The sequence below is a fragment of the Aquirufa nivalisilvae genome, assembly GCF_004307455.1.
Lineage (GTDB): Bacteria > Bacteroidota > Bacteroidia > Cytophagales > Spirosomataceae > Aquirufa > Aquirufa nivalisilvae.
In genome coordinates this window covers 651,934-668,655 of the sequence record NZ_SEWX01000005.1, presented here as the reverse complement: position 1 = coordinate 668,655, position 16,722 = coordinate 651,934, and the positions used below count along the sequence as shown (strand labels likewise).

The window sequence follows — 16,722 nt, the reverse complement described above, 5'->3', positions numbered from 1 at the left end:
AAAAAAGCCTCGTGAGAGGCTTTTTAAAATTATCCAAGATATGTTTTCAGAGCTTTACTTCTTGAAGTGTGGCGTAAACGACGAATCGCTTTTTCTTTAATTTGTCTTACACGTTCACGAGTCAAATTGAATTTTTCTCCAATTTCTTCTAAAGTCATAGCATGTTCTCCATTCAAACCAAAATACAAGGTTACCACATCGGCTTCTCTTTGCGTTAAGGTAGATAGCGCACGTTGAACTTCTCTACGAAGAGAATCATTGATCAAACCAGAGTCTGGCTTATCTTCTGAATCATTTTCTAACACATCTAATAACGAGTTTTCCTCTCCCTGCACAAAAGGTGCATCCATGGATACGTGACGACCTGATATTTTTAATGTGTCAACTACCTCTCCTGTTGAGATTTCTAAAACTTCCGCTAACTCTTCAGGAGAAGGTTCACGTTCAAATTTTTGTTCTAACTCAGAAAAGGTTTTTGAAATTTTATTCAATGAACCTACGCGGTTCAAAGGCAAACGAACAATTCTAGATTGCTCAGCTAATGCTTGTAAGATGGATTGACGAATCCACCAAACGGCATAAGAAATAAATTTAAATCCACGAGTTTCATCAAAACGCTGTGCAGCTTTAATCAATCCTAGGTTTCCTTCGTTGATTAAATCACCTAAGCTTAGTCCTTGGTTTTGATATTGTTTTGCCACAGACACGACGAAACGTAAATTGGCTTTCGTGAGACGTTCTAAGGATAATTGGTCCCCATCTCTAATTTTTTGAGCGAGGATTACTTCCTCATCTGGGGTCAACAAATCCACCTTGCCAATTTCTTGTAGGTATTTGTCGAGTGATTGACTCTCCCTGTTGGTAATCTGTTTGCTAATTTTTAGCTGTCTCATAGGGGCTTACAAAAGAATGAATGGGTTATATAAAAACATATAACCCATGAAATAACATATTAGTTGTCAGAATTTTCTGAGCTACGTTCTGGTTTTGGTAATAACACTTTAGCAGATAAACGGAATTTCCCTGTTTTCTTGTCTACTTCTACCAATTTTACTTTCACTTTGTCTCCTTCTTTGAAAACGCCATCCATGGTTTCGATGCGATCCCAAGAAATCTCAGAGATGTGTAGTAAACCATCTTTTCCAGGTAAAAATTCCACAAAAGCACCAAATGCTTGAATGTTTTTCACTTTACCTTCATATACCTCACCTACTTCTGGAATAGTAACGATGCCTTTGATCATTCGAACAGCATGGTCCATAGCAGCTCCGTTGGCAGAGAATACGCTTACATAACCACCATCTTCTTTTTCTTCAATCGTTACTGTAGCGCCTGATTGCTTTTGGATATCTTGAACTACTTTACCACCTGGTCCGATTACCGCACCAATTTGGTCTTTCATGATCTTGATAACTGTAGCGCGTGGAGTTTGAGGTTTGAAATCTTCTCTTACTTGAGGAATCGCTTTTTTCATCTCATTTAAGATGTGTAAACGACCTTCTTTAGCTTGAGATAAAGCTTCAACTAATACTTCGTAAGAAAGTCCTTGAACTTTAATGTCCATTTGGCAAGCCGTAATACCATTTTCTGTTCCTGTTACTTTAAAGTCCATATCTCCTAAGTGATCTTCATCACCTAAAATGTCGGAAAGAACGGCATATTTACCCGTTTTTGAATCAGAGATTAAACCCATAGCAATACCAGAAACTGGAGCTTTGATTTTAACACCGGCATCCATCAAGGCTAAGGTACCTGCACAAACAGTTGCCATAGATGATGAACCATTAGATTCTAAAATATCAGAAACGATACGCAATGTATAAGGGAAGTCTTCCATTTTAGGAAGTACTTTCTTGATAGCACGCATAGCTAAATTACCATGTCCTACTTCACGACGGCCTACACCACGATTTGGTTTAACTTCACCCGTTGAGAAACCTGGGAAGTTGTAATGTAGCATAAACTTATTATAACCTTGAGTCATTGGTTGATCGATGATTTGCTCATCCATCTTAGTTCCTAAGGTAACAGTCGTCAATGATTGTGTTTCTCCACGAGTAAATACAGAAGAACCGTGAGGAGTAGGTAAATAATCTACTTCACAAGTAATTTGACGAATTTCGTTCAATTTACGGCCATCTAAACGGTAGCGCTCTTGCAATACCAATTGACGTGCTGCTTCTTTCTCGATATCGTGGAAATAATGTTTCGCTAAGGAAAGATTAACAGTATGATCTTCAGGTAATGAAGCTACATACTCATCTACGATAGCTTTGAAAGCTGCTTTGCGCTCATCCTTTTTAGGATTTGCTTGCTTAGCTACTGCCAAATATTTCTCATAATAGTTTTTCCACAACTCTGCACGTAATTCTTCATCATGTGTTTCGTGTGAATAAGTGCGCTTTTCTGTCTTTCCTGCCGCAACAGTCAATTCATTTAAAGCAGCACATTGTAATTTGATTGCTTCATGAGCGATTTTTAAAGCTTCGAGCATTTCTATTTCAGAAACTTCGTCGCCTTCGCCTTCTACCATCAAAATATCGTTTTCGTTGGCAGCAACGATTAATTCTAAACTAGCCCCAGCTAATTCGCTAACGCTTGGATTTACTTTATATTCACCGTTGATTTTGGCAACACGAACTTCAGAAATAGGTCCATTGAATGGAATATCTGAAACTGCCAAAGCAGCAGCAGCAGCTAAACCTACAAATGCATCTGGTAAAACTTCGGAATCAGCAGATATTAAGTTGATTAAAACTTGAACGTCTGCATGATAATCATCTGGGAAAGTTGGACGCAAAGCACGGTCAACTAAACGAGAGATAAGAATTTCATAATCAGAAAGGCGAGCCTCTCTTTTAAGGAAAGAACCAGGAATACGTCCGTTTGACGCAAATTTTTCTTGATAATCTACAGATAATGGAAGGAAATCTACTCCTTCTTTGGCCTCTTTGTTGGCTACTACAGTAGCTAACAACATCATATTTCCGGATTTGACTACAACGGCTCCATCGGCTTGCTTGGCTAGTTTGCCAGTTTCGATTTGGATTTCCTTGCCGTCAGGCATTGAAATATGTTTCGTAATAATGTTAAATGACATACGTTTTTGAATAAATTACTACGCCCTATGCGTAGAATAAAGATGTTTGTTTGATGATTCAAACTGTACCGCAATGAATAAAGCAGGGCTTCATGACATGAAACCCTGCAATTAATCTTATTTACGAATACCTAATTCAGCGATGATAGCACGATAACGTGTAATATCAGTACGAGTTAAGTAATCAAGTAAACGACGACGCTTACCAACTAATTTCAAAAGACCTAAGCGTGTGCTGTGATCTTTCTTGTTTTTCTTAAGGTGCTCCGTCAAATGATTGATTCTGAATGTAAATAACGCAATTTGCGATTCAGCAGAACCAGTATCGATTTTTGACTTTGCTTTCCCTTTAGATTCAAAAATTTCTTGTTTTTTCTCGGGTGACAAATACATCTTTTACCAGTTTTTAAATTGTGAAAAATTAATTTGCAAAAGTAGGAATTTTTAAGAGAAATTCCAAATAGTATCACTTAAGCCTTGGATGATATTCTGTTCTTGCGATTCTCCCAATAGGTTTTTATTCGATCCCAAAGGATTCTGTAGAAATCTGATTCAAAAAGTCGAGAGTCTTTCAAAGCTATTCGAAGGAAATAGGCACCAATTAGCGCCAAAATACCATTGGAGATCCAAGCACCAATTTCCACTAGCACCTTCCCTTCTTTAGCCATTTTGTCCCCTTGTTGGGTTAAGATATACATCAAAATAAAGAAAGAAACCGCTACGACAACTGGAATGCCAAAACCTCCTTTTTTGATAATGGCCCCAAGGGGTGCGCCAATCAGGAACATGACTAATACCGCCAAGGAATTGGTGAATTTATGATGCCATTCCAAATCGGTTTTTTTAAGTTCGGTGACACGTTCGGCTAAATTGACTTCATTGGTCTGTCCGAAAGCAATCAGATTTTGGACTTCTTGTTTGGCCAATTCTTCCATGGGGCGGAAATCTTTACTGCTTTTTGACTTTTCAGCAATTTTTGGCCCTATCCATTTCGTATGATGGTTCATGCTCCGAAGTGATGCTCCTATAGGTTTCCTGAAATAGACATAATATACACTTGAAGCTATGTTGAAACCCTTTCTCATGTTGCGAATGTTCCTCGACAATGAATCGGCATCATCGGCCAATTGGTTGTTATTCCGCATGATTTGATGGTGGGCAAACTGATTTTCCTCGGTTTTTTGTAAATCAAAACCAGACAGCGACATCACAATTTTACTTCGTTTAAAGCTGTGAATAGCTAGTTCAGATAAATCATTGCCAGGTCCTCGATCAGCATCTTCAATGTAATCTTTCCCATTAAAGAGTTCGAATATCAAGTATTTTCTATCCAAAATGGTATACATCTGGGCGGAATCCGCCACAGTGACATGTCGATTTCCGTCGTTTCCAGTATGGTCATAGATAATAAGCGACTTCAGTGTTTTATTGTCGGGAAATTTCTTCGCTACCTTGATGGAATATCCTGGAAGGTCATTATAAAAAATTCCTTCTTTGATATTTAAAGTAGTTTTAGTGGTTTTGATGTCATACAACAAGCTCCATCCTTTCAAGTTAGCCCAAGGAAGCGCCACATTGACAAACCAAAACATAAAGATGCTGATAAGTACAGTTGTGACAAAAATAGGCCTAAAGATGCGAAAAACGGAAATTCCTGCACTTTTCAGAGCAGTCAATTCAAAGTTTTCTCCCAATTTTCCAAATGTCATCAAAGAGGACAACAATATGGATAAAGGCATGGCAAGTGGTACGGTAATTAAGGAAAAATAAAAGAACAGTTCGACGTAAACGGTCGCACCTAGGTCTTTTCCAAATAGATCGGCAAAGTAAAAAAGCACCAATCGTAATAGGAAAATGAAAATGACAATAAGGAAAGTAAGAACAAATGGCCCCCAAAAGGCATTGAGGACTAGTTTATCTATTTTACGCATGTTAGCTCCCGACGATTTCTTTTAATTTATCGCAAAGATAATCCCAAAGTTCGGCAGCATCATCGTCTGATTTAAAAGTTGATGCACTATCTGTTACTTTTAAATAGGTGGTATTGGAAAGTTCGCTGACTTCTAATTTGAGTTCGATAAAACCTTTGGAAGTCTCATCTTTGGAATTTAAAAACTCAAATCGAACGAATTTGTTCAATTTACTTTGTATTAAAACCGCAGGATGATTTTCGTCATCCCAGTAAAAATGAAAGGTGCTGGCATTAGGGACTGTGACTTTATCAGCAAACCACTGTTGAAGACCTGATGCAGTACTTAAATATGGATAAAGTACTTTTGGTGAGGCTTTTACCTCGTATTCAAACTCAAAATTATTTGCTGGCATATCATTTATCTATTAATGGATTAGGCTTTTCACTCACGATTCTAACCCGCTGTTAGCAAAGGTATTATTTCTAAGTTAAATCCCAAATCTGCCACAAAATTAATCAATATTAAGAAATTATTTGTGACTCTAATCGCTTTCTACTACCTTTGCAACGCAATTTGGCGGGGTAGCTCAGATGGTTAGAGCGTTGGATTCATAACCCAAAGGTCGGCAGTTCGATTCTGCTCCCCGCTACGATTAGAAAGACAAGTCGAGAGATTTGTCTTTTTTTTTGCAGGTGGCTTCGAGAACCTCAGCCACCTGCTACTTTCTCTTTCTCTATCAAGCACCTCAGCTATCATTCATTTATATCAGGTATCTGAGTCTCTCGAAGATACTTGACAGAATCTCAAACACTTTCAATAATTTGAGGTGACTTCTAGAACCTCAGCCACCTTCTTCTTTCTCATTCTCTATCAAGTACCTCAGCTATCATTCATTTATATCAGGTATCTGAGTCTCTCGAAGATACCTGATCCTATTCAATAATTTGAGGTGGCTTCGAGAGCCTCAGCCACTTGCTAATATCTCATTCGCTATCAAGCACCTCAGTATTCATTCAGAATATCAGGTATCTGAGGCCCTCGTAGATACCTGATTGCTTTCAATAAGCTGAGGTGGCTTCGAGAACCTCAGCCACCTTTTACCATCTCATCAACTCTCAAATACCCCAGCTATCATCCAGAATATCAGGTATCTGAGGATCTCGAAGACATAGGAGCTGTATATCTCGATGTGCCATTGCTAGTTTAGGTAATAATTTATAAGCACCCTTAATTAAAGCCTCTTTTTTCTCCCTTCTCCATCCCTGTACTTGCTTCTCTCGATGAAAAGCTAAATCAATTCGAGGGAATATTTCATAATAGATTAATGAGACTGGTAACCTATTTTTTGTGTGATTGGCTCCTAAACCCATTTGGTGTTTTTTGATTCGTCTTCGAAGGTCTTTTGTGCTTCCGCAGTAATAACTATCATCGCAACATTTTAAAATATACATGTATCCTTTCATGTTTATTTGGTTAGGTATTATTGGAAAGTTAGGATATTGGAATTATATATTTTTGTTAACAATTGAAAATATCAATTAGTAGATAGGTGGCTTCGAGAGCCTCAGCCACCTTTTACCATCTCATCAACTCTCAAATACCCCAGCTATCACCCAGAATATCAGGTATCTGAGGCCCTCGAAGATACCATCCAGAATCTCAAACACTTTCAATAATTTGAGGTGGCCTCGAGAGCCTCAGCCACCTTTTGCTATCTCATTCATTATCAAGTACTTTATCAAGGATTCAGAATGTCAGGTATTCAAATATTATATTTTTCAGTCTGTGCCTGAGGTTCTCGAAGGCACAGGGGCAGTAAGTCAATCATGTCAGAGGTATCTGAGTCTCTCGAAGATACTTGATTGCCTTGAATAATTTCAGTTAGCTTAGCCTCCCAAAGCCACCTATAGCACTCCGTGTTTAGATTTAAAAGGAAGTCCACTGCTATTCAATTGAAAAATAAATCGGATATTTGTGGTCAAATTTGCCTCACCGATTCTTCAGTCTATATGAATAAACCCCCATTCGATGCGATTTTCATGGAATTAGCTCAAAATTTAGCTTTGAGATCGCATTGTACCCGTGCCCAAGTAGGATGTGTTCTCACGAAAGAAACCCGAATTATATCCATTGGCTATAATGGCCCACCAGCGGGTACACATAATTGCGATGATGAATTTGGCGAAGACGGATGTCCTAGAGATTCCAAAGGATCATGTTCTTTGGCTTTACATGCTGAACAAAATGCTATTTTATATGCCTCCAAAAATGGAGCTGATGTGGAAGGATCCACCATTTATGTGACCCTCTCCCCTTGCATATCCTGCGCGAGAATCATTTATAGCATGAAAATCAAACGTGTAATTTACTTAAATTCTTATGCTGCCTACAAAGGCCTTCCTTCGGACGAAGGGGTGGATTTTTTACGCAAATTTGGCGTTGATGTGATGGCTTATTCTGAGATGGAATTGCAATAGAATGAAGAATGTAGCATGTAAAATGTAGAATGAAGAATTTTTAATGTTCCAAAATTCATTCTACATTTTACATGCTACATTAACAATTAATGATGGTGTACTCCACCTTCGCCATGCACATGGCCATGAGCAATTTCTTCGGCAGTAGCTTCACGTATTTTAATTACTTTTCCACTGAACATTAAGTCTTTTTCTGCCAATGGATGGTTAAAGTCCATAGTAACGGTTTCAGGACTTACTTGTACTACCATACCTTGCATACGATTTCCTTGATCGTCAGTCATAGGAATGAAATTCCCGACTTTCAACATATCACTCGTATCTTGTCCTTCAATTTGAAAGATGGATTTGGGTAAATCTATAATGGCATTAGGGTCAACAACGCCATAAGCGTCTTCTGCCTGAATAGTAAAATCAAAGGTATCATTAGCTGAAAGGCCATTTAAATTAGCTTCGAAAGCTTCTGGCAATCCACTCAATCCATGGATAAATACCATAGGTTCATTTTCGTCAACTATTTCCACCACTTCTGGCTCACCTTCCTCATTCGGGAATGATAATTGGTAAGAAATGAATACAACGGAGTTCGGTTTAATCTGCATATTGTTCTATTTTACAGCAAACCTACGGGATTAATTTGTAAAGCTTGATGCTCCTGCATTAATATTTTTGGATCAAAAGCTTTTGATTAGCTTTGTGTTTCGAATTAAATTTCAAGATTTCCATGCAAAAAAGTGCTCAAGACGTATTAAAAGACATCAAACAACAAAAATTGGCACCTATTTACCTTATACATGGGGATGAGCCGTTTTTTATTGACCAAGTGGTGGATGCTTTTGAAAATAAAGTGTTGAGTCCAGACCAGCAGAACTTTAATCAATTTGTCATGTATGGAAAAGATCAAAGCTTAGCGGAAGTGATTTCCTATGCCCGAAGATTTCCAATGATGTCAGACAAACAGGTTATCATTGTGAAAGAAGCTGTTTTTTTGGAAGCTATGGCCAAAGGGAAAACAGATACTAAAGACAAAGGCAATACAGATTGGAAAGCTTGGGTGGATTATTGTGAAAGACCTACGGAGTCGACAATACTAGTTTTTACGCTGAAGACCTTACTGACTGATAAATCCAAAATTTTAGCTCCTTTAGATAAAAAAGGGGTGGTTGTAACATCGAAGAAAATCTCAGAGGATCGTTTAGGAGTTTGGCTGAAAGACTATTTAGGTTCTCATTCTTTGCATATTCAGGCTAATGCTCAGGAATTAATGGTTTCGTTTGTAGGGACAGATTTAAAGCGAATGGCACATGAGGCCGATAAATTGGTTGTGAATGTACCACAAGGCAAGGAAATAGGCTTAGATGAAGTAGAGAAATACATTGGGATAAGTCGTGAGTATAATTATTTTGAATTTCAAAAAGCCATTATACAACGAAATGGAGAGAAGGGGCAGAAAATAGCTTTTTATTTTGCTGATAATACTAAACAAAACCCAGCGGCACCGATGTTGATTATGTTGTTTAATTTCTTTGCCAAAGTTTTGCAAGTACATGATTTAGGTGCAATCTCAGATGGAGAAATGGCTAGCGCTCTTGGCGTCAATCCTTACTTTGTCAAGGATTATACCTTGGCCAAGCGTAATTACCCTCTTGGAAAGGTAGTTCGTATCATAGAAGCCATTAAAAACGCAGATTTACGTGTAAAAGGAGTTATTGGAAATGGAGATAAAGAAAGAGAAATTATTTTAGATCTCAGTTTTGAAATATTTAACCTCTAATTAATCGGTAAGTAATCGTCGGCCTTGACATAGCCAAGCTCTCCTTCAAAATAGCAGTTTACCCAGATATCTTTTTTCTGCCAGTGAATAATTCGATTTCCTTTTTTGAGCATTTGCTTAACAGGTGCGGCAGAAGAGGCATAATCTCTCAAATAGGCCTTCTCCTTGGTGATAATACCGTATTGAAGTAAAGCTGGGAAATTGGCAAACCAAGTCAAAAACAATAAATAAAATCCTAAATAATACAGGCTATAGGTCTTGATTTTCATTTTTTTAACTTTTTTGAAGCTGAGAATTCCAACAACATAAAAAGCCAGAGCAAAAAGAAATCCCATGAGGTAAGGAAAGTAAGTAAAATAAATCCATAGAAATTGGTCCATGAGATTGATTTGAAAACCGGAGAGCGACTGCCTATCCCCTATTTCTTGAAGACGCTTAGCGATGGCTGGCCTGTCTTGCTCAGCTTGCAAACTAGATAAATAATATAATTCTTGTAGCCAATCATTTTTAGCCTTGGCGATATAGGCTAATTTTAATCGGATTGTTTCATTTTCGTTGCGCTGGGATTCTGCGAATGGTAAATAAATTTTTTCCGCTTCCAATAATCGATTGGATTTAAACAGAGAATCTGCCAGGGCCAATTGATTTCTATCTATTTGGCTATAAGCAGGTTGCCAAATGCAGAAAGAAAAAAGTATAAAAAATATAATTTTATTTAGATGATAGTCTTGCATAATTCGAAAAACCGTACTAGTTTTGCACCGCAATAAGGGGAAAATGTTCTGCTTTTGCAAACAGAAGTTGGCCAGTGGCTAAACTTCCTTTCGACTCCAGAGTGGGTCAATTGATATACAAGCGTAAGCTTGATGATTCCGTAGCTCAGTTGGTAGAGCAATACACTTTTAATGTATGGGTCCTGGGTTCGAATCCCAGCGGGATCACACGAAAGCCCTCTAATAATTTTTTAGAGGGCTTTTTTTTGTGGATTTTAAATTAATTGTATAGTATTTTGTGTAGTAATTTTGTTTTTAGAAAATTCATATCAAAGTTCCTTTTCTTTTCCTTGATCAAAGTTTTGATTATCCTTTTTATTCCACTTTTCGGGAATCTTCTCAATTACTTTTGAAATTACTGCTGCACGCAAGGCTGAGGTAATGATAATTGTCATTAAGTCAACTATTCCCTGATTCTTTGGAATTATCTAATTACATATTGAACGCCACAGCCTAGTCGTATAATTCCTAACATTTGATTTGGCTCATTATTGAATTTAGAAATGGCTACATCACCTGAAAGTGATAAGTGATTTCCTAATTTAAACTCAACTCCTTGTCCTATAGAATAGGCAAAATACTTCCCAGAATCGATAGGAACACTATTTTGTGAGTCTTCAGGTAAGAACCGACTATAGGTTGACAGTCCTACCCCAGCAAATACAAATGGAGTGAAAGGGAATGCTGTTTGAGGAAAATTATGAATATATCTTCCTCCATAATAATTGAATTGTTTTTCAAAGTTGTTTGAAATAGGTAATATAAAAGCCTCAAAATGATTGACTTGATTAAACATGTGTTTCCAAGATAAACCACTCATAGAATAAGCATATCTTATTCCAAAACTGTTGTTGGCCTCAGTATCTCCAGGTTCCGTTGAACCGTTTGAGAAAGTAGGTGAAAATGTAAGCCATGCGCATACCATCATTGCGGCTAAATTGATAGCCGTAGTTTTTAAAATTTTCATTAGATAAATTGTTTTAAGAATTTTATTGAGGCAGAAGGAGAATAGATCAAAATTCTAACTACCTAATTATCAGTTCATTTGGACTGAAATTTTATGTAAAATTAGAGCTTATAAACGAATAAATTTTAACTGCATAATTCTATGAAGCTTGTTTTAACCCCTAGAAATGCATTTTTGAAAGACAAAATATTGTAAAAATTTAATATATTATTAGTAAAAGTCAATATTGGTCAAGTCAAGAAAAATGAAGCAAATTTTGAAATAATGTTTATGCTTATGAGTTTAAAATTAAACAAGTAGAATGTTGCTAAAAGCTGAAAATTACCATTAAATAACGATACGATGGACTCTTACATTAAATCATAAAATTTCTTATTAAAATCTTATTTATCGTATGAAATGATGTCGGCATACATCTTATAGTAATTATTATATTATTTATATGTAAATTAATATTTTGTTTAAAATCAGGAAAAAAATAATATAATTTTTGTAAAGTCGATAAATTTATAAAAATTTGAGATAAAATAACATCAGTTATTTTTGAATTTATAGGCTCAAATTTGCTAAATGTTAGTCAAATTATTAAAATATAGATTCAAAATATGAAGTAGGTGAATGCTTGTAGTTCATTTTATTTGATTTGAATGGCATCCATTGGTTAACCTTCCAATAACTCATTTAACTATATGTTGAAGTTTTCTCGTGTAAGATTTTGTTATATTGGAGACTATTCAATCGATTATGTCAGATAGCTTGATTTTAGAATCCACCATCACCTGTCCACATTGTGCTCAACAAGCCACAGAAACTATGCCTGTAAATGCTTGTCAATATTTTTATGTTTGTACTTTTTGTGGAGAATTGTTAAAACCTAAGCCGGGCGACTGTTGTGTGTTTTGTAGTTATGGATCTGTTCCATGTCCTCCCATTCAACAAGGAAATCATTGCTGCTAGTAAATTTTGCTACATCCAGAGTACCTTTAGTAAGAAGATTTTTTCTAATTAAATTGATATACTTCTATATCAAAAAAGGGTGATAATTTCTTATCACCCTTTTGACAAATTAAACTAAGAATAGATTAAACCTACTATCTCCATCCCCCACCCAATGCTTGATAAACATTGACTTGAGCATTTAATTGCTGTTTTTTCGTTTCGACCAATTCAATCTTAGATTCTAAAGCATCTCGCTGCGTCAATAGAACCTCCATATAATCGGCACGTGCTGATTTAAATAAAGTGGACGAAATCTCAATGGATTGAGTTAATGCATCCACCTGTTGGCTTTTTAAATCATAGCTTTTCTTCAAGTTGACAATTTGGGATAGCTGGTTAACAACCTCCAAATGTGCTCTTAAAATGGAACGTTCATATTCATATACTGCCTGAACCTGTTTGTTGTTAGCGGAATAAAAATTGGCTTTTATCGCATTTCGATTAATCAAGGGAGCCACCAAATTTCCACCCAAGTTAAACAAAAGAGACTCCGGAGTATCAAGGAAATATTTAGCATTAAAAGCTCGATATCCTAATCCTGCATTAATTACAAATGAAGGATAAAACTCTGCTTTTGCCACGTTAACATCTATTTCAGCCGCTTTCAAGGCAAGTTCTGCTTGTTTGATGTCCGTACGATTAAAAAGCAATTGGGATGGAATTCCTGCTTGAATGGAATCAATCGGTAATTCTGTAAAACGGGTGGAATTTCTCAGCACTGCCTGTGGAAATCTACCAACCAAAAAGTTGATCCTATTTTCTGTTTCGACAATTTGTTGTTTAATAGAAAACTGACGACTTTTTGTTTTAAAAACCTCAGCTTCAAATCTTCGAACCGCCAATTCCGTTACACGAGCATATTGCTTTTCAATTCTAACGATATCCAATGAGTTTTGATACAATTCGATATTTTGATTCAATATGGTTAATTGATTATCTAATGCCATTAATTCATAGTAGGAATTCGCTATCTCTGCTATCAAGTGGGTTACCATGAAGTTTTTACCTTCCACTGTCGACAAATACTTCAATACCGCTGATTTCTTGGCATTTCTGAGTTTTTTCCAAACGTCAATTTCCCAACTGGCATTGATGCCTAATTCATAATTTTGCAAGAAATCAGGTACAGCTTTTCCAGGTACAATTTCATTATTGGCATCACTAGCACCTTGACTTGTATATCGTCCCACTTTATCCACCCCTGCTCCTGCTCCAACCGAAGCAAAGGGCAAATATGCCCCTTGCTTAGCTAAAACTTCATTTTTGGCTATTTGGATTTCTTGCATTAATATGTTGACTTCTTGGTTTTTTTCCAAAGCTGAATCAATCAATGCAATGAGCGCAGGGTCTTTAAAAAAGGCCCTCCAAGCTGTTTTAGATACCGTTACTGTATCTTTTGATCCAGTATAACTATCTGGAATTAATTGACTTACCTTTTTGGTTGCAATTTGTGGAATTTGACAAGAATCAAATAGACAAACGATGAGGCATAGTCCTATAAGCTTTATTAAATTATTCATTTTCATCTTTCTCTAAAGTTTGAGGAAATTTGTCCATCTGATTTACTAAATCCTCCGTAAGTGGATTATTGTCTTCATTTTTAATGAGTTTGCGACCATTGGCCATAGAACCAAAAATGAAATACAAGCCAGGCACGATAATTACACCAAAAACGGTTCCAAAAATCATACCTCCCAAAGCGGAAGCACCAATCGTTTTATTTCCAATGGCGCCAGCTCCATGTGCAAGAACTAAGGGAATTAGACCAGCAATGAAGGCAAATGAGGTCATTAAGATAGGACGAAAACGTACTTTGGCTCCTTCTATAGCTGCTTCTAGTACGGTGAATCCCTGTTGCTGTTTTTGAACAGCAAATTCCACAATCAGGACAGCATTTTTACCCAATAAACCTACCAACATGACTAGTCCTACTTGAGCGTAGATATCGTTGGCGAGTCCCATTCCCTTGATTAATAGAAAGGATCCAAATATTCCAGCTGGCAATGAGAAAATGACAGACAAAGGAATAATGAAGCTTTCATATTGTGCAGCTAATACAAAATACACAAACAATAAAACCACCAGGAATATATAAATGGCTTCATTCCCTCTCCTAGTTTCATCATAAGATAGTGCTGCCCAATCTATATCATAGCCATTAGGTAAGGTTTTAGCAGCTACTTCTTGTACTGCTTTTATCGCTTCCCCACTGCTATAACCTCTGGCAGGACCTCCTCTGATAGCGGAAGTATTGTACATATTATATCGATTGATTTCATTGGCCCCTTGTTTCTTTTTAATTTTCATGAAAGCAGAAAAAGGTACCATTTCATCCCGATTATTTTTAACGTACAAATTCATGACGTCAGTCGGTAGTTTTCTGAATTCGGGCGCAGCTTGGACAAATACCTTGAAAAAACGTTGGTATTTAATGAAACCTAGCTCATAAGTACTACCTACAAAAATGGATAGTGTATTCATGGCATTGTTAATCGAGACGCCTTTTTGCATGGCAGCTTGATTATCAATTTCAATTTCATATTGAGGATAATTAGCACTAAAAAACGTGAATAAACCCGTTATTTCTTTGCGCTTTCTTAATTCACTCATAAAATCCGTCGTGACCTTTTCTAGCTGTTTGTAGTCCCCACTATTGGTTTTATCTAATAACTGCAAGGCAAAACCACCTGCTGCACCAAAACCAGGAACGGCTGGCGGATCAAAAAACTCAATGGTTGCCCCAGGGATTTCTTTTGATTTTTGCTCTAATTCTGCAATGATTTCACTTACCGAATGTTCTCGCTCATTCCAAGGTTTTAGATTGATTAAGCAAGTACCGGCATTTGAACCACGTCCTTCTGTCAAGACTTCATATCCAGCAATAGATGAAACAGATTTAACTCCTTCTACTTTTTGAATGATAGAAACCAGTTTGTTAGATAAATCATTGGTTCTTTCCAGCGTTGAACCTGGAGGTGTCTGAATGATGGCATACAACATTCCTTGGTCTTCACTCGGTATAAAACCAGAAGGCAAGCTTTGACTTACGCCCAATATACCAATGGCAAAAATTCCAAATAAACCTATGGTTACAAATTTACGGTGGGTAATAGCCTTTAAAATCCAAACATATTTACCTGTCAATTTTTCAAACCAATGATTAAAGCCATCCAATATTCGATTCATCCAGGTCTTTTTCCTTGGTTTTCCATGATTATTCTTTAAAATCATGGCACAAAGAACGGGTGTTACTGTAAGGGCAACAATACCAGATATCACGATGGAAGAGGCCATGGTGATAGAAAATTGTCTGTAAAAGGTTCCAACAGGTCCTGTCATGAATGAAACTGGAACAAAAACAGAAACCATCAATAAGGTGATGGCAATAACTGCACCACTGATTTCTCCAATTACTTTTCTTACTGCATTGTAAGGAGACAGGTTCTCTTCTTCCATTTTGGCATGGACGGCTTCCACGACGACGATTGCATCATCGACGACAATACCAATAGCCAATACAAGCGCAAATAATGTTACCATGTTGATGGTAAGTCCGAATAGTTGCATGCAAAAGAATGCCCCTATCAGGGATACAGGTACTGCTAATATGGGTACAATGGTAGACCGCCAATCTCCTAGAAATATAAAAACAACTAGGGCTACTAATATGAAGGCATCCCTAAGTGTATGCATCACATTTTCAATAGATGCATCCAAGAAATTAGAAACGTCATAACTAATTTCATATTCCATTCCCGGAGGAAATGATTTTTTTAGTTGTTCTAGTTTATCTTTTACTTGTCCGATTACTTCACTGGCATTACTTCCATAAGTTTGCTTTAAGACTAAAGCGGCAGATGGATGGCCATTCATGTTAGAATAAATATCGTAATACTCACTTCCCAGTGAAACGGTTGCAATATCTTTTAACCGAAGAATCTCTCCATTGGGATTAGCTCGAATGATCACATTTTCATATTGTTTTGGATCATTAAAACGGTCTGTATAGGTCATCACATATTCCAAAGCTTCCGCCTGTTTACTGTCACCACGACCAATTCTACCAGGTTTACCAATGATACTTTGATCACTTAATGCTTCCATGATATCATCTGGAGAAACATTATATGCCCTCATTCTATCTGGATTTAACCAAACCCGCATGGCATATTGTCGACTACCCAATATTCTTACTTGTCCAATTCCATTGATTCTTTGAAGTTCTGGCACCATATTCACCCCTGCATAGTTGAATAAAAATTTCATATTGGCATTTTTATCCTTGCTGTAGAGATTGACATACATGAGCATACTAGGAATTACGGGTGTAATCACCACTCCTTCTCGCTGTACCAAAGTAGGTAGGCGATTTGTAACTTGCTGAACCCGATTTGAGACTTGAACCAATGCTTGATTAATGTCAGTTCCGGGATTAAAAACCACCTGAATGTTGGCCTCACCAGCACTTGTCGCATCCGAAGTCATGTATCGCATTCCCCAGGCTCCATTGATGGACTGTTCCAAAGGGATAATAACCGATTCAGCCAGTGATTTGGCACTTGCTCCTGGATAAGAAGCAGATACCATAACTACCGGTGGAGCTACTTCTGGAAATTGAGAAGTAGGCAGACTTTTGATAGCTAAAAATCCTACAAATAAGATGACAAGCGATATAACTATAGCCAAAACTGGCCTTTGAATGAATTTGCTAAACATATT

The 16,722-nt window shown here is 37.0% G+C and carries 15 protein-coding genes and 2 tRNA genes; 5 read left to right on the top strand and 12 right to left on the bottom strand.

What is annotated here, in order from left to right; translation table 11 throughout:
• Positions 1–29: 29 nt before the first annotated feature.
• The 5 genes from EWU22_RS09760 to EWU22_RS09740 form a co-directional block, all read right to left on the bottom strand.
• The gene (locus tag EWU22_RS09760) at positions 30–893 is read right to left on the bottom strand and encodes a sigma-70 family RNA polymerase sigma factor (protein ID WP_109323139.1); all 864 of its coding nucleotides are present in this window, start codon (positions 891–893) and stop codon (positions 30–32) included.
• Between the two features lie 59 nt (positions 894–952).
• Positions 953–3,100, bottom strand: a complete 2,148-nt coding sequence (pnp, locus tag EWU22_RS09755; protein ID WP_109323138.1) for a polyribonucleotide nucleotidyltransferase — start codon at positions 3,098–3,100, stop codon at positions 953–955.
• Positions 3,101–3,217: 117 nt separating this feature from the next.
• The gene (rpsO, locus tag EWU22_RS09750) at positions 3,218–3,493 is read right to left on the bottom strand and encodes a 30S ribosomal protein S15 (RefSeq protein WP_109323137.1); all 276 of its coding nucleotides are present in this window, start codon (positions 3,491–3,493) and stop codon (positions 3,218–3,220) included.
• A 77-nt stretch (positions 3,494–3,570) separates the two neighbouring features.
• A complete protein-coding gene (locus EWU22_RS09745) occupies positions 3,571–5,031 on the bottom strand; it encodes an LptF/LptG family permease (protein WP_130925377.1) in 1,461 nt (486 codons plus the stop codon).
• 1 nt (position 5,032) lies between these two features.
• Positions 5,033–5,425, bottom strand: coding sequence for an START-like domain-containing protein (locus tag EWU22_RS09740; RefSeq protein WP_130925376.1), 393 nt, complete (start codon positions 5,423–5,425; stop codon positions 5,033–5,035).
• Positions 5,426–5,588: 163 nt separating this feature from the next.
• Between EWU22_RS09740 and EWU22_RS09735 the strand changes: the two genes are divergently transcribed.
• A tRNA-Met gene (locus tag EWU22_RS09735) sits at positions 5,589–5,662 on the top strand.
• A 466-nt stretch (positions 5,663–6,128) separates the two neighbouring features.
• Here the strand turns inward: EWU22_RS09735 and EWU22_RS09730 are convergent.
• The gene (locus EWU22_RS09730) at positions 6,129–6,476 is read right to left on the bottom strand and encodes a GIY-YIG nuclease family protein (RefSeq protein ID WP_130925375.1); all 348 of its coding nucleotides are present in this window, start codon (positions 6,474–6,476) and stop codon (positions 6,129–6,131) included.
• Positions 6,477–7,022: 546 nt separating this feature from the next.
• On the opposite strand from EWU22_RS09730, the gene EWU22_RS09725 reads away from it, so the two are divergent.
• Positions 7,023–7,490, top strand: a complete 468-nt coding sequence (locus EWU22_RS09725) for a deoxycytidylate deaminase (RefSeq protein ID WP_109323133.1) — start codon at positions 7,023–7,025, stop codon at positions 7,488–7,490.
• 86 nt (positions 7,491–7,576) lie between these two features.
• On the opposite strand, the gene EWU22_RS09720 is transcribed toward EWU22_RS09725, so the two are convergent.
• Entirely contained in the window at positions 7,577–8,092 is a 516-nt protein-coding gene (locus EWU22_RS09720) for an FKBP-type peptidyl-prolyl cis-trans isomerase (RefSeq protein WP_130925374.1), read from the bottom strand.
• Between the two features lie 122 nt (positions 8,093–8,214).
• Here EWU22_RS09720 and holA point away from each other — a divergent pair, with 122 nt between their 5' ends.
• Positions 8,215–9,264, top strand: coding sequence for a DNA polymerase III subunit delta (holA, locus tag EWU22_RS09715; RefSeq protein WP_130925373.1), 1,050 nt, complete (start codon positions 8,215–8,217; stop codon positions 9,262–9,264).
• On the opposite strand, the gene EWU22_RS09710 is transcribed toward holA, so the two are convergent.
• The gene (locus tag EWU22_RS09710) at positions 9,261–9,998 is read right to left on the bottom strand and encodes a hypothetical protein (RefSeq protein WP_130925372.1); all 738 of its coding nucleotides are present in this window, start codon (positions 9,996–9,998) and stop codon (positions 9,261–9,263) included. The genes holA and EWU22_RS09710 overlap by 4 nt on opposite strands.
• 134 nt (positions 9,999–10,132) lie before the next feature.
• Here EWU22_RS09710 and EWU22_RS09705 point away from each other — a divergent pair.
• Positions 10,133–10,205 (top strand) — tRNA-Lys (locus EWU22_RS09705).
• A 101-nt stretch (positions 10,206–10,306) separates the two neighbouring features.
• Here EWU22_RS09705 and EWU22_RS13565 read toward each other — a convergent pair.
• On the bottom strand, positions 10,307–10,432 hold the full coding sequence (locus tag EWU22_RS13565; protein WP_262708124.1) for a hypothetical protein: 126 nt from the start codon (positions 10,430–10,432) through the stop codon (positions 10,307–10,309).
• A gap of 29 nt (positions 10,433–10,461) precedes the next feature.
• The gene (locus EWU22_RS09700; protein WP_130925371.1) at positions 10,462–11,004 is read right to left on the bottom strand and encodes a hypothetical protein; all 543 of its coding nucleotides are present in this window, start codon (positions 11,002–11,004) and stop codon (positions 10,462–10,464) included.
• Between the two features lie 744 nt (positions 11,005–11,748).
• Here EWU22_RS09700 and EWU22_RS09695 point away from each other — a divergent pair.
• Entirely contained in the window at positions 11,749–11,961 is a 213-nt protein-coding gene (locus EWU22_RS09695) for a GDCCVxC domain-containing (seleno)protein (RefSeq protein ID WP_130925370.1), read from the top strand.
• A gap of 134 nt (positions 11,962–12,095) precedes the next feature.
• Here the strand turns inward: EWU22_RS09695 and EWU22_RS09690 are convergent, their stop codons facing one another.
• Positions 12,096–13,529 (bottom strand): TolC family protein, encoded by a 1,434-nt coding sequence (locus EWU22_RS09690; protein ID WP_130925369.1) that lies wholly within the window; start codon positions 13,527–13,529, stop codon positions 12,096–12,098.
• Entirely contained in the window at positions 13,516–16,719 is a 3,204-nt protein-coding gene (locus EWU22_RS09685; RefSeq protein WP_130925368.1) for an efflux RND transporter permease subunit, read from the bottom strand. The genes EWU22_RS09690 and EWU22_RS09685 overlap by 14 nt, the downstream gene beginning before the upstream one ends.
• Positions 16,720–16,722 lie beyond the last annotated feature (3 nt).

What these genes read in the sequence shown, in the direction of transcription:
- EWU22_RS09725 (WP_109323133.1), top strand. Translation starts at nt 7,023, where the DNA reads ATGAATAAACCCCCATTCGATGCGATTTTCATGGAATTAGCTCAAAAT.
- EWU22_RS09740 (WP_130925376.1), bottom strand. Translation starts at nt 5,425, where the DNA reads ATGCCAGCAAATAATTTTGAGTTTGAATACGAGGTAAAAGCCTCACCA.
- EWU22_RS09710 (WP_130925372.1), bottom strand. Translation starts at nt 9,998, where the DNA reads ATGCAAGACTATCATCTAAATAAAATTATATTTTTTATACTTTTTTCT.
- EWU22_RS09720 (WP_130925374.1), bottom strand. Translation starts at nt 8,092, where the DNA reads ATGCAGATTAAACCGAACTCCGTTGTATTCATTTCTTACCAATTATCA.
- EWU22_RS09760 (WP_109323139.1), bottom strand. Translation starts at nt 893, where the DNA reads ATGAGACAGCTAAAAATTAGCAAACAGATTACCAACAGGGAGAGTCAA.
- EWU22_RS09690 (WP_130925369.1), bottom strand. Translation starts at nt 13,529, where the DNA reads ATGAAAATGAATAATTTAATAAAGCTTATAGGACTATGCCTCATCGTT.
- pnp (WP_109323138.1), bottom strand. Translation starts at nt 3,100, where the DNA reads ATGTCATTTAACATTATTACGAAACATATTTCAATGCCTGACGGCAAG.
- EWU22_RS09745 (WP_130925377.1), bottom strand. Translation starts at nt 5,031, where the DNA reads ATGCGTAAAATAGATAAACTAGTCCTCAATGCCTTTTGGGGGCCATTT.
- EWU22_RS13565 (WP_262708124.1), bottom strand. Translation starts at nt 10,432, where the DNA reads ATGACAATTATCATTACCTCAGCCTTGCGTGCAGCAGTAATTTCAAAA.
- EWU22_RS09685 (WP_130925368.1), bottom strand. Translation starts at nt 16,719, where the DNA reads ATGTTTAGCAAATTCATTCAAAGGCCAGTTTTGGCTATAGTTATATCG.
- EWU22_RS09730 (WP_130925375.1), bottom strand. Translation starts at nt 6,476, where the DNA reads ATGAAAGGATACATGTATATTTTAAAATGTTGCGATGATAGTTATTAC.
- EWU22_RS09695 (WP_130925370.1), top strand. Translation starts at nt 11,749, where the DNA reads ATGTCAGATAGCTTGATTTTAGAATCCACCATCACCTGTCCACATTGT.
- EWU22_RS09700 (WP_130925371.1), bottom strand. Translation starts at nt 11,004, where the DNA reads ATGAAAATTTTAAAAACTACGGCTATCAATTTAGCCGCAATGATGGTA.
- holA (WP_130925373.1), top strand. Translation starts at nt 8,215, where the DNA reads ATGCAAAAAAGTGCTCAAGACGTATTAAAAGACATCAAACAACAAAAA.
- rpsO (WP_109323137.1), bottom strand. Translation starts at nt 3,493, where the DNA reads ATGTATTTGTCACCCGAGAAAAAACAAGAAATTTTTGAATCTAAAGGG.